We start from the raw sequence: 14,517 nt of genomic DNA on the forward strand, positions 1-14,517 counted from the left end.
GCAGTGACCCACCCCCGTGCCGGCCAGCCCGCCGAGCCCGCCGACCTGGTCGACGTGCCGCGCCTGGTGACCGCCTACTACGCCGAGCATCCGGACCCCGCGGACCCGGCGCAGCAGGTCTCCTTCGGCACCTCCGGTCACCGGGGCTCCAGCCTGCGCAACGCGTTCAACTCCGACCACATCCTCGCGGTCACCCAGGCGCTCTGCGACTACCGGCGGGAGCAGGGCCTCGACGGCCCGCTGTTCCTCGCCCGGGACACCCACGCGCTCTCCGCGCCGGCCGCCGTGGACGCGCTGGAGGTCCTCGCCGCCAACGGCGTCACCGTGCTGGTGGACAGCCGCGACGGCTACACCCCCACGCCGGCGCTGTCGCACGCGATCCTCACCCGCAACCGGGGGCGCACCAGCGGGCTCGCCGACGGCATCGTCATCACCCCGTCGCACAACCCGCCGGACGACGGCGGCTTCAAGTACAACCCCACCAACGGCGGGCCGGCCGACACCGACGTGACCCGGTGGATCCAGGACCGCGCCAACGCGATCCTGGCCGCCGGGCTCAAGGAGGTCCGCCGGATCACCTACGCGCGGGCCCGGGCCGCCGACACCACCGGGGAGTACGACTTCCTCGCCCACTACGTCGACGACCTGCCGGCCGCGATCGACATCGACGCCATCCGCGACGCCGGCATCCGCATCGGCGCGGACCCCCTCGGTGGGGCGAGCGTGGCCTACTGGGGCGAGATCGCCGAGCGGCACCGGCTGGACCTGACGGTGGTCAACCCGACGGTCGACCCGACCTGGCGGTTCATGACCCTGGACGGCGATGGCAAGATCCGGATGGACTGCTCCTCGCCGAACGCCATGGCGTCGCTGATCGCCGCGCGGGCCGACTACCAGATCTCCACGGGGAACGACGCGGACGCCGACCGGCACGGCATCGTCACCCCCGACGGCGGCCTCATGAACCCCAACCACTTCCTGGCGGTCGCGATCGGGCACCTGTTCCGGACCCGCGCCGACTGGGGGCCGGCCGCCGCCGTCGGCAAGACCCTGGTCTCGTCCTCGATGATCGACCGGGTGGCCGCCGACCTGGGTCGGCCGCTGTTGGAGGTGCCGGTCGGGTTCAAGTGGTTCGTGCCCGGCCTGCTCGACGGGGCGGTCGGTTTCGGCGGCGAGGAGAGCGCCGGGGCGTCGTTCCTGCGGCGCGACGGCTCCACCTGGACCACCGACAAGGACGGCATCCTGCTCTGCCTGCTGGCCTCCGAGATCCTGGCCACCACCGGGCGCAGCCCGAGCGAGCACTGGGCGGAGTTGGCCGAGCGTTTCGGCGCTCCCGCGTACGCCCGGATCGACGCCCCGGCGACCCGCGAGCAGAAGGCCGTGCTCGCGAAGCTCAACCCGGACCAGGTCACCGCCACCGAGCTGGCCGGTGAGCCGATCACCGCGACCCTGACCACCGCCCCCGGCAACAACGCCCCGATCGGTGGCCTGAAGGTCAGCACGGAATCCGGCTGGTTCGCCGCCAGGCCCTCGGGAACGGAAGACGTCTACAAGATCTACGCCGAGTCCTTCCAGGGCCCCGACCACCTGAAGAAGATCCAGGAAGAGGCCAAAACCCTGGTAGACCAGGCCCTAACCCAGGCCTGACCCCCACCCACCCCCTCCGGCCGCGTTGATCAAGAAGTTTGCGTCATGCCGCCCGGCGTGTCGTGACGCAAACCTCTTGATCAACTCGGCCAGGGCGGCCGGGCGAGTGGGGTGGGTGGGGTGGGTGGGTGGGTCTTCAGCAGGGTGGGGGGTCGGCGGGTGGGGGGAGTTCCTGGCTGCGACGGCGGAGTTCTTCGGGGAGTAGTTCGCGGAGCTGCTCGGGCAGGAACGGCAGGTCGAGCAGGGTCATCTTCAACTGGTTGCGCTCCTGGTAGCGCAGCGGGTCGAAGCGCACCACCAGGCCGGCGTCGCGGCGGTACGAGATGTCCACCGCCCCCTCCGTCGCCGCGTCGCGGAACACCAGACCGTCCATCTCCACGACGACCGGCGACGAGTTGGGCTGCAACTCCAACCGGATCTTCTCGTCCGGGGAGAGCACCACGGCACGGGAGATACCGGCCATCGGCGCCGCCGGCGTGATCACCACCGAGTCCGCCGCCGGGGAGATCAGTGGGCCGCCGGCCGCGTAGCTGTACGCCGTCGAGCCGATCGGGGTGCTGACCACCACGGCGTCGCTGCGGTAGTAGCCGTACTGCTGGCCGTCGATGGCGAGCGTGACGCTGACGAAACCGGCGCCCGGTTGGCGGACCAACGCGATGTCGTTGAACGCCACGACATCGTCACCGCACACGTCGCAGGCGAGACACGCGTGCGACTCGACGGTGAAGTCCTTCGACAGCAGCCGGCTCAGCGCCTCGGGCAACCCCGGCGGTTCGATCTCGACCAGAAACCCCAGACGACCCAGGTGTACGCCGAGCACCGGCTTCGGGTCGCGGACGGCGGAGCGCAGCGCACCCAGCATCGTGCCGTCACCGCCGATGCTGATCAACGCGTCGGCGCGGACGGCGACCTTGTCCTCCGGTACCGGTTCGACAGAGGACGGGACGCGGTGCCGGTCCTCCTCGCGCACGTACAACGTCTTGCGGTGACGCGTCGCCCACCGTTCGATGATTTCGACCACCTCGGTGACATCCCGGGTGGGGTGCAGCACAAGTCCCAGCCCCGACACCCGTCCAGCTCATCACATCGGTGCGGCGCGCACCCGGCGTACGCCGAAGGTGCGCCGGCGGTCCGTGGACCGCCGGCGCACCTCGCCGCCGTCAGGGGCGGGGTCGACCGGTGAGGTGGGTCAACGAGCGGGCGACCAGGTCATCGCGGGCCGCGGGGGAGAGGCCCTCCAACCCGAAGCCCAGGTACACCGTGTCCCCGGTGACCACCACCGAGCCCTCCTCGAACGCCTGCTGGCTGCGCGACCAGTCGGTGGCGTTGCCGCCGGAGCCGGCCGGGGGCCCGGCCACCGTCCAGCCGCCCAGGTCGGCGGTCTCGAACGAGGTCTCTGACACGGTCGACCCGCCGACGATCACCCGGGCGTCGTCCAGGAAGACGCCGAGGCCCTGGGTGCCCCAGTCCGAGGCGTACGTGATCGACACCTCGACCTGCTTGCCGGCGTACGCGGTCAGGTCGACGGCGAACTCCTTCCAGCCGTTCGACGTCCCGGTCGCCGCGTTCCAGCTTCCGGTGCTGCCGGTGGGGGAGCAGTCCGCGCCCTGGTAGTGGGCGAGGAACGGGTGCAGCTCGTCCCACCCCGAGGCGCAGCTCTCCCCGGTGACGGTGCCGGTCTTGCCGTTGAGGTCCGGCAGGGTCGTCCAGTTGTCGCTGCCCACCTCGTGGGCCTCGACGAACAGGAAGTCCCAGTTCTGCTCGATCTCGTACGAGGTGAAGAAGCGCAGCTCTCCGCTGGTCGCCCCGCTGAGGTCCACCGTGCGGGTGAGCCGCTTGTACGACTCGTCGGCCTGCCCGCTGTGCAGGTACCACTCACCCGTACGCGGGTCGAACGGCGCGGCCCCCGGTCGGGTCCAGCCCACCGGCGAGGAGCTGGCGAACTGCGGGAACTCGTCCGGCGGCAGGAAACTCGACGTGGTCAGGAACGACGCGGTGTGCCCCTGGTTCTCCGCCGAACCGGCCGCGTTGAGCTGACCGTTGAAGCCGGTGAACGCGTCGTCGCGGCCGGCGACCGGGAACGGCTCGCCCTCCGGCGAGGTGCCGCCGTCGCTGACGTAGGTGTGCGCCCCCAACCAGTACTGCTGGAAGTCGTTCAGCAGCGGCAGGCAGGCGGGGTCGTCGGCGTCGGTGCACTCCGGCGGCGCGTCCGGGTGGTAGACGTAGGAGCCGTTGGCGCCCTGGGCGAACAGCGCGTACTGGCCGCTGACCAGGAGCTTGCCCCCCTCGTTGAGGTAGTCCCGGACGGCCAGTTCGGTGTCCAGCGCCGCCTTGGCCGCGGTGCCGGCAACCTGGCCGGGAGAGCGCATGATCACGTCGTCGCCGGTCTCCCACACCACCGCCTTGTAGTGCGACAGCACGCCCAGCGGGTGTGGCGCCTTGCGTCCCATCGCGTCGAAGTCGTACACGTCGCTGCTGCGGCCGGCGGCGCTCAACGACGCCGCGATCTCGTCGGCGTACTTGGCGGTGGTGCCGGTCTGTGCCGGGCTGAGGCCGGTGACGTCCTCCACGGCGAGGATCAGCACGTCACCGCCGATGTCGGTGTGCACCCGGTAGGTGAAGTGTTCGCTTGCGACCACCCCGGACCGGGGTTTGTTGCCGGTGAACCAGACCTCCACCCGGTCACCCGGTTTCGTGCCGCCGACTGTGCCGCGAAGCTCCGCGTAGTAGTCGTCGTGAGTGTCGCCGTACCGCTCGCCGCCGCGCCACTCGCGGACCGCGACGGTCTTCGGTCGCCCGCCGTTGACCGTGTAGTGCATCTTCACGTTCTTCAGCGCCCGCCGGGTGATGGCGGCGACCTGCTGGGTGCGCCCGTACGAGGTGTCGAAGGCGTCCACCACGAAGTCCGGGGTGCTTCGGCCGACCACCGACACCGGCTCGTCCGGGTCCGCCGCCGACTTGGCCACCGCCAGCGCGAAGGGCAGGTTCTTGCTCACCTCACCAGCGATCAACGTCTCGTCGTCGGGGAAGATGAAGCCGCTGACGCAGTCCTCCGGGCGCCACTCGTCGTCGGGGTCGACGGCCGAGGCGGCCTCACACGTGGACATCTCGGGGGTGAAGCCCAGCGTGCCGTACCGGACGGTGGCGTGGCTGTCGGTGTCACCGTTGGTCGTGTACAGCTCGGCGGAGATGTCCGGGTCGTAACCGGGCACCGCCGGGTGCGCGTCGTCCCCGGCCATCGCCTTGTAGATCTCGTCGTCCGGGCTGGGGGTGCTCACCTGCCAGCCGATGCCGTAGAGCAGCAGCTCGGCCGCCGAGTGGTAGTTGACGAAGAACTCGAACCCGACCCGCTTGAAGAGCTGGTCCAGGGCCTTGGTCTCCGGCTCCGAGTTGGGGCCCGGGCCCCGGTAGGTTTCGCTGTTCGGCTCCGGTGACGAACCCTCGTTGTCGTACCCCCACTTGTAGCTGAAGTTGCGGTTGAGGTCCACGCCGTCGCCGGAGGTGATCTGCCCGTCGCCGTTGTTGTCCCGCAGGTTCTTGCGCCACAGCCGGTTGCCGGAGGTGAAGGTGAAGTCGTAACCGTCCGGGTTGGCCACCGGCAGGAACCACAGCTCGGTCGTGTCCAGGAGTTTCGTGATCTCCCGGTCGGTGCCGTAGCTGTCGAGAACGTGGTGCATCAACCGGCGGGTCATCTCCGGCGTGATCCACTCGCGGGCGTGCTGCGCGCCGGCGTAGAGCACGGCGGGCCGTTTCCCGTCCGCGACGGTCCGCGCGTTCTTGGTGACCTTCACGGCGACGATGGGCTGACCCTGCTGGGTGCGGCCGATCGTCTCCACCTTGGTCAGCTTGGGATAACGGGCCGCTGTGGCAATCAACTCGTCGCGCAGACCGCCCGGCTCCCCGTAGGGCCGGAACGCCGTCCAGCCCGCCGCCGCCTGCTCCCGCAGCGCCTGTGACGCGTCCTTGCCGCGCACCTTCTTCACCGACAACGGGACGCCCTGGTCGGTCAGCCGCTTCGCCTGCCGGCGACTGAGCACCGTCTCGACGGTCGTCTTGCCGGTCGAGTCGGTCTTCGCGTCGTGGCCGAGGTCGACCCCCGCCGCGCGTAGCTGGTCCCGCTGTTTCGCGTCGACCGTGCCGACGTAGACCTCCAGGCCGTCGCGGGCGCCCGGTTCGGACGGTGGCTTCGCGCTCGCCGGCGGGGTTAGTGCCAGTGCGCCGAGCAGGGTGACCACGCTGGCGATCGCCAGTCGTCTCGGTCTCATCGCGCCTCCTTGGGTGAAGGACCTGTAGGCGCGAGCTTTCGGTGTGGCGTGATCGATGTCAATCGGTCGATGGGCGGGTCGTTGCTGTCCGTGTCGATGCTGAAGCCAGCTGTGACAGGTGACGGGTCGGGTGGGGAGGCTCCGTCAGCTCGCGTCGGGGCCGACACGGGGAGTGCGCCGGCCCCGGTTGCGACGGCGTCAGCGTGCCATCGGAATCCCGGTACGCCGGCCGGAGAGCGGACCGGGCAGGATGCCGCAGAGCCGGGCGAGCTGGTCGGTGACCTTGTCGGGTTCGTCGAACGGGTCCAGTCCCCTCACCTCGAAGGGGTCCAGGACCGGTACCGTCACGTGCGAGATCAGCGGGTGCAGCGGCCGGCGGTCCGCCTCGCCCTGGCCGAACAGGTCCTCGTGCAGCTTCTCCCCGGGTCGTAGCCCGGTGTAGACGATCGGGACCGGGCTGGCCGCCTGCTCCACCATGCGCCGGGCGAGATCGTCGATCCGTACCGGTTCGCCCATGTCGAGGACCAGGGCCTCCCCGTCGCGCCCGATGGCCGCCGCCTGAAGGACCAGGTGTACCGCCTCCTGCACCGTCATCAGGTACCGGGTCACGTGCGGGTCGGTGACGGTCAGGGGCTGTCTCGCCTCGATCTGCCGCTGGAAGGCGGTCACCACGGATCCCCGGCTGCTCAGGACGTTGCCGAACCGGACGCTCAGGAAGGTGCCCGGGTAGGTGGCTGCGGCGTGCGCGGTCAGCATCTCGGTGATGCGCTTCGAGTAGCCGAGCACGCTTATCGGGTCGGCGGCCTTGTCGGTGGAGATGTTGACGAAGCGGGTGACATCCCGGCAGGCGTCCAGGACGGTGAGCGTCCCCCAGACGTTGGTCTTGACCGCCTCACCCGGGTGGCGTTCCAGCAGGGTCAGATGCTTCAGCGCGGCCGCGTGGAAGACGATCTCGGGGCGGCGCTCCCGCATGATGCGGCGTACGCCTTCGTCGTCCCGTAGGTCGGCGAGAATGAGTTCGGGGCCGTCCAACAGCGCGCGCCCGGTGAGCGACATCTGGAGGCTGTGCAGGGCCGACTCGTCCCGGTCCAGCATCATCAGCTCACCCGGGTTGGCGCGCATGATCTGCCGGCACAGTTCCGATCCGATCGAACCGCCGGCGCCGGTGACCAGGACACGTCGACCGGTGAGCCCGTTGTCGTCCAGGGCCAGGTCGCCGACCACCTGGCGTCGGCCGAGCAGGTCACTGATCTGGACGTCCCGTACGTCGCTGACCGTGATCCGGTGATCCACCAACTCCCGGACCGGCGGCAGCACCTTGAACGCCGCCCCCGTGCGCAGGGTCGCCTCCCGCACCTCCCGGATCAGCATGGCGTCGGCGTTGGCCACGGCGAAGATGACAGTGGTGGCGCCGGTGCGGCTGATCACGTCGACGAGGTGCTGCCGGCCGCCGAGCACCGGGACACCTGCGATGCGCAGGTCGTGTTTGCCCGGATCGTCGTCGAGCGCGCCGACGGGAAGGTAGCGGCCCTTCGGGTCGCTGAGCATCGCGCGTACCAGCCCCTGCCCGGCCTCGCCGAAACCGAAGAGGAGCACCGGGGTGGCCGAGCGGGCGTCGGGTCGCATCGCGCGGTCGCGCCGGTGGCGGTGCAGGAGACGGCAGCTGAGCATCAGCAGCAGCGCCAGTGCGGCACCGATCACGGGGGTGCTGGCCGGCACTGGGCGTTCGCCCATCGCGAGGAGGGCGACGAGGACGATCGCGGCCGTGGTGGCGGTGGTGCCGGCGAGTCCACGGACTTCCTCGACGGTGCCGAGAGGCTGACGACCGGAACGAATTCGACGCAGTGCGCTGACCCCGACATGCAGCACGGCGGCACCGCCACCGAGCAGTACCGCATTGACCGCTTGGTCGACGGTGAGGGCCATCTCGTACCTGGCCCAGCCCGCGACCGTGAACCCGCCGACCCAGCCGAGGGCGTCGGCGGCGAGGAAGATGGCGGTCCGACGGCGGCTCACCCTGGCCCGGCCGGTGGCTGTTGACGCCGTTGGCTCAACCCGTTGTATCTCCGGGGGCATCTACGACTCCCTGTCCTGTCCGTGGCCGAAGATGACCCAGGGCAGGTCAGGGGGCCACGGCCATCCGCTACCTGCTTAGCGGAATATGCGGCGGCGAATCCGGTTTTCACATTTCTATGTCCGGTTGTCTGATTTATCGTCGGGAAGTCCGAAGGCCTGGCGTTGCCGGCGAGGGCGCTCCTCGGGCCTGCGCGCAAGGCCCGCGTCCGTAGGGGCGTTTCGCCCGGTCGGTTGGCTCGTTGGGTCAGGAGCGACCATCCGTATCCCGAAGGGGGCCCGCGCGCAATGACCTGGCCCGGGGCTGCCCTCTCCCCCGGCGAGGCGACCGGCGCGACCGACGCGCGGACGGACCACCCAGCCGGGGCCAGGGCGTCGGGCGCCCACCGGGACCTCGTAGGTCGGTTGCTCCGCTGCTATCCGGTGACCGTCGTCGTGCTCGCCCCGTACGCGCTGCTGATCCTGCCGATGGCGGTCTACTACCGCAATCCGGAGACCGGTTTCGTCGTCTATCTGGTCGGGCTCGCGTTGCTGGGCAGTGTCGCCGTGGAGACGACGGCCCGCCTGTTCGGCCGTCCCGACCCGCGCTGGCGCGACGGCTTCCGGCGTGCCCACGCCCGCTATCCGTGGCTGTACCCGATCGCCATCGCGGTCACGCTCACCAGCGTCGCCGCGAACATGCTCGCGGCGCACCTCGGTCGGGGCACCATCGTCAACCAGATCTCCGGCGATCTGTCCGACGGGCCGCTCGCCATGGTGAGCACGCTCTTCTCCGGCTGGACGGCTCTGGGCTTCGCGTTGCTGGTGGCCAGCCATCTGAGCGGTCGGCTGTCGCGGACGAAGCTGTACGGCTGGCTGGCCGTCCTGGTCGGCGCGGAAGTCTACGTCGCCGCACTGACGGCCAGATCGGCCCCGCTGGTCGCCCTGGTGTTCTTCGTCGCCTCCACCGGGGCGCTCTGCGGCATCTTCCGGCTGCGGCACCTGGTGCTCTGTGCGGTGGTGCTCTTCCTCGTCTGGCCGGCGGTGTTCGAGCAGCGCAACAGCATCCGGGAGGATCGCGGCGTCGCGGTGGACACCAAGGTCACCGCATCGGACCGGCTGCGGCTGGACAGCCAGCTCAGTGTGGTGGCGGGCTTCGACGTCCCGGTCGACCTGGGCCAGCCCGGGGGCACCGACTACCTGCGGTACGGCCTGGTGCCCCGGGTGCTCGATCCGGACCGTCCGGCGATCTCCACCGGGCAGCGGATCAACCAGTACATCGGCGGTGGCCCGACGTCGGCCTACACGTTCCTGCTGCTGGGCAACATCTGGTTCTTCGACGGTCCGTCCGGCGTGGTCGCCGTGCACGCCTTCTGGGCCGCGGTGGCGGCGGTGCTGCTGCGCTGGCGGGGCGCACCCGGCCCGATCCGGCTGAGCCTCTTCTGCCTGGTGCTCTTCGACCCGCTGCTCTGGTCCAACACCTACCCGGACTCCACGATCAGCTTCCTGCAACACGTGGTGGCGGCGATCCCGGTCTTCGTCCTCCTGGCGCTCAGCCGCCGCTCCCTGCACGGGGTCCGCAAGCGCCCGGAGCCCGGTCGAACACCCGCGATCCCGGCCGCGCGCCGGTGACCGTACGGGTGGGCCGGCACGCGGTCGGCCACGCCGACGCCCGAGAGGGTCCACGGACCGGACGTCGGGCGCTGCTCGCGCTCGTCGTCGGCGGGCTCTCCAGCGGCGGCAACCTGCTGCTGGCGATCACCGTGACCCGACTGGAATCGGTCGGTGGGCTGGGCCAGTTCGCCCTGGCGTTCTCGTTCTACATCGTCGGGTCCGGGCTGGTCCGGAGCACCGTGACCGACACCGTGCTGGCCACCGGCGTCGGGGTCGCGTCGGCCTCCCGGCGGGCGATCCTGCTCGGCCTCGTCGTTGGCACCCTCGTCTGCGCGGCCGGCGTGGCGTACGGCTCGCCCTACCTGCTGTTCGCGGGCGTCGCCCTGCCCGGTCTGGTCCTCTACGACTACACCAAGGCGGTCGCCGTCGGCATCGGCGCTCCCTCGGCGGCGATGGCCCAGGAGATCACGTGGGCCGCGCTCACCGGGTGTGCCGTGCTGGCCGGCCTGTTCCGGGTGATCGACCCGCCATCCGTCTTCGCCCTGTGGGGCGTCGGCGGCGCGCTGGTCGGCCTGGTCGTCGCGGCCCGGCGCGGGTACGCGCTGGTGCCCGGCTGGCGCGTCGGCCGAGCGGAGACCCGCGTCGCGGTGGGATTCGGTACGCAGTTCCTGCTGACCAACGGGTCCGCGCAGCTGGCGCTGACCGCGGTGGCGCTCGTCGCCGGCACGGCGGTGGTCGGTGCGTTGAGCGCCGGGCGCACGCTGCTGGGGCCGGTCAATCTGGTGCTGTCGACGGCGGCCACGCTGGTGCTGCCGCAGTTGGCCCGCACCCGGGCCGAGTCCCGCACGGTACGGACCCGGGCGGCTGTCCGGCTGGCCCTGCTGGTGGCCGCCGCCATCGGGCCGTTGACAGTCGCGGTCGCCCTGCTGCCGGACGCGGTCGGCAAGGAACTGCTCGGCTCCAACTGGAGCGTCGCCCGGAGCCTGCTGGTGTTGCTCGCGTTGGAGAGCCTGCTCGCCGTGCCGGCCACCATCGGCTTCGCCGGGCTGCGGATCGAACGGGCGAGCCGGCGGGCCATCGTCCTCGGCCTCCTGCTCGGCGGGCTGCGCGTGCCGGCGGTCGTCGCCGGGGCGGTTCTGTTCGGCGCTCCCGGCGCGGCCGGCGCGCTGGTCCTGTTGGCCCTGGCCAGCGCGGTCGCCTGGGGCGGCAGTTATCTCCTGCTGCTGGCCGACCGCACGGCCGACCGTCCACCGGCGGTCCAACCGGTCTGACCGCCCGACCCGCGCCGACCCGGTCGGCGCGGGTCAGGCGATGGTCGCCAGGGCGGCGCGGACGCGCTCCACCACGGCCTTGACCGCCGGCTCGCTCAGATCGGCGTACGTGGGCAGATTGATACCGCGCCGACTCAGGTCCCCGGTCACCGGACAGTCGGCGCCCGGATCGTGATGCGCCGGCAGGTCCGGGATCGGCACGAAGAACGGGCGGGTCTCCACGCCGAGCCGGGTGAGCGCACGGGCCAGCGCATCCCGGGACGTGGTGTCCCCCTCGGCCCCGACGAGGAAGGCCGCCATCCAGGGCGCGCGGCGGACTCCGGCGGCCACCGGCTGCGCCGACAGCGTCGGCTCGTCGGCCAACTGCTCCTCGTAACCGGCGATGACCCGGTCCCGAAGGGCGATGATCTCGTCCGCGCGCTCCAGTTGGGCGCAGAGCACCGCGGCGCACAGGTTCGTCATCCGGTAGTTGTAGCCGAGCACCGGGAAGTAGTACCGACGGTGCGGATCCATGCCCTGGTTACGGAGGAGGCGCATCCGCTCGGCGAGGGCCGCGTCGGAGGTGGTCACGCAGCCGCCCTCGCCGGACGTGAGCACCTTGTTGCCGAAGAACGAGAAGGTCGTGACGTCGGCGAGCGAGCCGGTGGGCCGCCCGTCGAGGGTGGCGCCGAGCGACTCCGCCGCGTCGGCGACCAGGAGCAGACCGTGCTGGTCACAGAGCTGCCGCAGGGCGGTGTAGTCGGCCGGATGTCCATACAGGTCGACGGCGATGACCGCCCGGGTACGCGGGCCGATCGCGGCGCGTACCGCCGCCGGGTCGACGCACCAGCTCTCCGGCAGGACGTCCACACAGACGGCACGCGCACCGCAGTACGCCACGGCGTTCGCCGTCGCCACGTACGTCAGCGCGGGGACGATCACCTCATCCCCCGGCCCGATGCCCGCCGCAGCCAGGACCAGGTGCAGCGCGACCGTGCCGTTGCTCGTCGTCAGGGCGGTGCCGGCGGCGCAGCGACTGGCGAACCGATCCTCGAAGTCCCGCAGGTACGGACCCTGCGAGGAGATCCATCCACTCCGCAGCGCGTCCACGACGTACCGCTCCTCCAACGCGGAGAGGCTCGGTCGGGCCACCGGATAGGTGTCGTCCCCGATGCTCATGGCCCGTCACCTCCGCTGGGCACGGCGTCGTTCGCCGCCGTGACGAAGGGGGAGCGCGGCACCGGGCCCGATCCGCCCCGCGCCGCCCAGGCGAGGACGTCCAGGTAGTCGCGGCCGGTGGCCGCCCACGTGCGAGCAACCAGTCGGTCGTTCGCCCGTCGGGAGGCCGCGGCATAGCGCTCCCGGTCGTCGAGGAGGTGCCGGACCGCGTCGGCCAGGGACCGCGGATCCCGCGCCCGGAAGACCGCCGCCTCGGCGCGGTTGAACTCCAACTGGTCGCGCAGCGGCTCGACGTCGGCGCAGGCGACCGGGAGACCCCAGGTGAACGCCTCCAGCATCGCGCCGCTGGCCGCCTCCCAGAGCGAGGGTACGACCACCGCGTCCGCCCGGGCGTAGATGGCGTTCAGTTCGTCGAGGCTGACGAAGCCGGGAAACGACACCCGGCCGCGCAGGTCGGCCTGCGCGGCGCGGGCGAGCAGTCGGCTCGCCTCGGGCTCGACCAGCGGCCCCGGGCAGATCAGGCGGCAGTCGGGCAGCAGGGCCATCGCCTCCAGCAGCGTGGCGTGGTTCTTGTGCTCCGCGGTGGACGACGGGTAGACCAGCAGCCCCGGTTCGGGCCGCGCGTGTGCGCGTTCCGGCGCCGGCTGGAACGCCGGGGTCGGGATGAGCACGGTCCGCTCCGCGGCCTTTGGGAAGAGACGCAGGGTTTCCCGGTACGGATGGGGCCAGGTGACCACGATCGCCGCCGCGCGGGCCACGTTCTCCCGGACGACCGCCGCGAAGCCGGGGGCGTGGAACTCGGCCTGCAGGTGGCGTGTGTCGTGCAGGACGACGACCGAGGGGCCCGACCCGATCGGGGCGGAGTGAACCGGGAACAGGGTGACGTCGGTGTCGGCATGCCGTACGACGGACCGTTGCCGGACCGCGTTGACCGCCGTGCGGACCGTGCGGGAGTTGCGTACCACCGTCGGTGTCCACCTGCGCAGCAGTTGGCCGGTGGGGTTGTCGGAGCGCAGCGGCTGGGTCACCTCGGTCCAGCCGATGCTCGCGACCGGCACCTGCTCCCGCCACTGGTCCAGCGTGCCCCGCAGGACGTTCACCCGCAGCTCGCAGGAGTCGTCGGCGGCCATGCCGGTCAACAGGCCGTAGGTGAAGGCTTCCAGCCCTGCGGCGTGACCGGGACGGATGGGTGCGGCGTCGACCGCGACCCTCACCGGTCCACCCGGATCAGTCGCCCCATCCGCTCGTCCTCGAGCAGTTGCCGGTCGGCGTCGACCATGATCCGGACCAGGTCGCTGAAGAGCGTCTTCGGGGCCCATCCCAGGGCGCGTCGGGCCTTCGAGTAGTCGCCGACGAGGGCATCGACCTCCGCCGGGCGGAAGTAGGCGGGGTCCAACTCCACGTACCGCTGCCAGTCCAACCCGATCCGGTCGAACGCGGCCTCCACGAATTCGCGCACCGTGTGGCCCTCACCGGTGGCGACCACGTAGTCGTCCGGGGTGTCCCGCTGGAGGGCGAGCCACATCGCCTCGACGTACTCCGGTGCGTAGCCCCAGTCCCGAACGGCGTCCAGGTTGCCCAGGTAGAGCTTGTCCTGGATACCGGCCTCGATCCTGGCCACCGCACGGGTGATCTTGCGGGTCACGAAGTTCTCACCCCGGCGCGGGCTCTCGTGGTTGAACAGGATGCCGTTGGCGCAGAACATGTTCCAGGACTCGCGGTAGTTCACCGCCGACCAGTAGGCGTACACCTTGGCGCAGGCGTACGGGCTGCGCGGGTGGAACGGGGTCTCCTCGCGTTGCGGAGGCGGGGTCGAGCCGAACATCTCCGACGAGGACGCCTGGTAGAACCGGCAGCCGATGTCGGCGGAGCGGGCCGCCTCCATCATGCGCAGCGCCCCGAGGCCGGTGACGTCCGCCGTGTAGGTGGGGATGTCAAAGGACACCCGGACGTGGCTCTGGGCGCCCAGGTTGTAGATCTCGTCGGGGCGGATGTCCCGGATCAGCGCCGTCAGAGAGGCCGGGTCGGAGAGGTCGCTGTAGTGGAGGAAGAGGCGGGCGTCGCCGCTGCGCGGATGGACGTCGACATGGTCGATGCGCTCGGTGTTGAAAGAGGACGATCGCCGTTTGATGCCGTGCACCGTGTATCCCTTGTCGAGCAGGAACTCCGACAGGTAACTGCCGTCCTGCCCGGTGATGCCGGATATGAGCGCCGTTCGTGACATGAACTCCCTCTCCTGCTGGGCCAATTTCCCCCGCGCTTCCTTATATCGCTCTCGACGTCGGCGTCACTCGGGTTTCAGGTAACTGGCGGAACTTATTTTTCCCGCCCAACCGCCCAGCTCAGTGGAGAGAAGGATCAGTCACGTATCGAGCTTTCGATCGTTGGGTGAATTGATCCTGTGGCGCGAGCGAGGAGTGCGGATGGTCGGCGACCCCACCCCCGCGGGGGACGCCCGGAAACGCTTGGCGTCGGGTAACGCAAACAAATTCCACGTCCTTGTCACCGCC

The 14,517-nt window shown here is 70.8% G+C and carries 9 protein-coding genes; 3 read left to right on the forward strand and 6 right to left on the reverse strand.

From position 1 onward, the window contains the following. The first annotated feature begins 3 nt into the window (after nucleotides 1-3). Nucleotides 4-1,647: a phosphoglucomutase (alpha-D-glucose-1,6-bisphosphate-dependent) gene (pgm, locus tag ACQP0N_RS11165; protein ID WP_433119742.1), complete on the forward strand. Its 1,644-nt coding sequence runs from the start codon at nucleotides 4-6 to the stop codon at nucleotides 1,645-1,647. Between the two features lie 136 nt (nucleotides 1,648-1,783). Here pgm and ACQP0N_RS11170 read toward each other — a convergent pair whose 3' ends face one another. From ACQP0N_RS11170 to ACQP0N_RS11180, 3 genes are all read right to left on the reverse strand, one after another. Next, complete coding sequence (locus ACQP0N_RS11170) at nucleotides 1,784-2,707, reverse strand: NAD(+)/NADH kinase (protein ID WP_433121558.1); 924 nt, start codon at nucleotides 2,705-2,707, stop codon at nucleotides 1,784-1,786. A gap of 100 nt (nucleotides 2,708-2,807) precedes the next feature. Next, nucleotides 2,808-5,912, reverse strand: coding sequence for a M14 family zinc carboxypeptidase (locus ACQP0N_RS11175; RefSeq protein ID WP_433119744.1), 3,105 nt, complete (start codon nucleotides 5,910-5,912; stop codon nucleotides 2,808-2,810). Nucleotides 5,913-6,110: 198 nt separating this feature from the next. Next, nucleotides 6,111-7,988 (reverse strand): polysaccharide biosynthesis protein, encoded by a 1,878-nt coding sequence (locus ACQP0N_RS11180; protein WP_433119746.1) that lies wholly within the window; start codon nucleotides 7,986-7,988, stop codon nucleotides 6,111-6,113. Nucleotides 7,989-8,408: 420 nt separating this feature from the next. Between ACQP0N_RS11180 and ACQP0N_RS11185 the strand changes: the two genes are divergently transcribed. Together ACQP0N_RS11185 and ACQP0N_RS11190 are read left to right on the forward strand one after the other, a co-directional pair. Next, on the forward strand, nucleotides 8,409-9,596 hold the full coding sequence (locus ACQP0N_RS11185) for a hypothetical protein (RefSeq protein WP_433119748.1): 1,188 nt from the start codon (nucleotides 8,409-8,411) through the stop codon (nucleotides 9,594-9,596). Beyond that, nucleotides 9,593-10,849 carry a hypothetical protein gene (locus ACQP0N_RS11190; protein ID WP_433119750.1) on the forward strand — a complete coding sequence of 419 codons (1,257 nt, stop codon included), beginning with the start codon at nucleotides 9,593-9,595 and terminating at the stop codon, nucleotides 10,847-10,849. Before ACQP0N_RS11185 ends, ACQP0N_RS11190 begins: the two co-directional genes overlap by 4 nt. Before the next feature lie 33 nt (nucleotides 10,850-10,882). On the opposite strand, the gene ACQP0N_RS11195 is transcribed toward ACQP0N_RS11190, so the two are convergent. Genes ACQP0N_RS11195 through gmd form a run of 3 tightly spaced genes read right to left on the reverse strand, consistent with a single transcriptional unit; the run spans nucleotide 10,883 to nucleotide 14,231 of the window. After that, nucleotides 10,883-12,007: a DegT/DnrJ/EryC1/StrS family aminotransferase gene (locus ACQP0N_RS11195; protein ID WP_433119752.1), complete on the reverse strand. Its 1,125-nt coding sequence runs from the start codon at nucleotides 12,005-12,007 to the stop codon at nucleotides 10,883-10,885. Next, entirely contained in the window at nucleotides 12,004-13,221 is a 1,218-nt protein-coding gene (locus tag ACQP0N_RS11200; RefSeq protein WP_433119754.1) for a glycosyltransferase, read from the reverse strand. Before ACQP0N_RS11200 ends, ACQP0N_RS11195 begins: the two co-directional genes overlap by 4 nt. Beyond that, on the reverse strand, nucleotides 13,218-14,231 hold the full coding sequence (gene gmd / locus ACQP0N_RS11205; RefSeq protein ID WP_433119755.1) for a GDP-mannose 4,6-dehydratase: 1,014 nt from the start codon (nucleotides 14,229-14,231) through the stop codon (nucleotides 13,218-13,220). Before gmd ends, ACQP0N_RS11200 begins: the two co-directional genes overlap by 4 nt. Nucleotides 14,232-14,517 lie beyond the last annotated feature (286 nt).

Origin of the sequence: Micromonospora sp. CA-246542, from assembly GCF_050942905.1 — a bacterium.
GTDB lineage: Bacteria > Actinomycetota > Actinomycetes > Mycobacteriales > Micromonosporaceae > Micromonospora.

Coding starts and splice junctions, on each gene's coding strand:
- gmd (WP_433119755.1), bottom strand. CDS start 14,231: ATGTCACGAACGGCGCTCATATCCGGCATCACCGGGCAGGACGGCAGT.
- ACQP0N_RS11175 (WP_433119744.1), bottom strand. CDS start 5,912: ATGAGACCGAGACGACTGGCGATCGCCAGCGTGGTCACCCTGCTCGGC.
- ACQP0N_RS11180 (WP_433119746.1), bottom strand. CDS start 7,988: ATGCCCCCGGAGATACAACGGGTTGAGCCAACGGCGTCAACAGCCACC.
- ACQP0N_RS11195 (WP_433119752.1), bottom strand. CDS start 12,007: ATGAGCATCGGGGACGACACCTATCCGGTGGCCCGACCGAGCCTCTCC.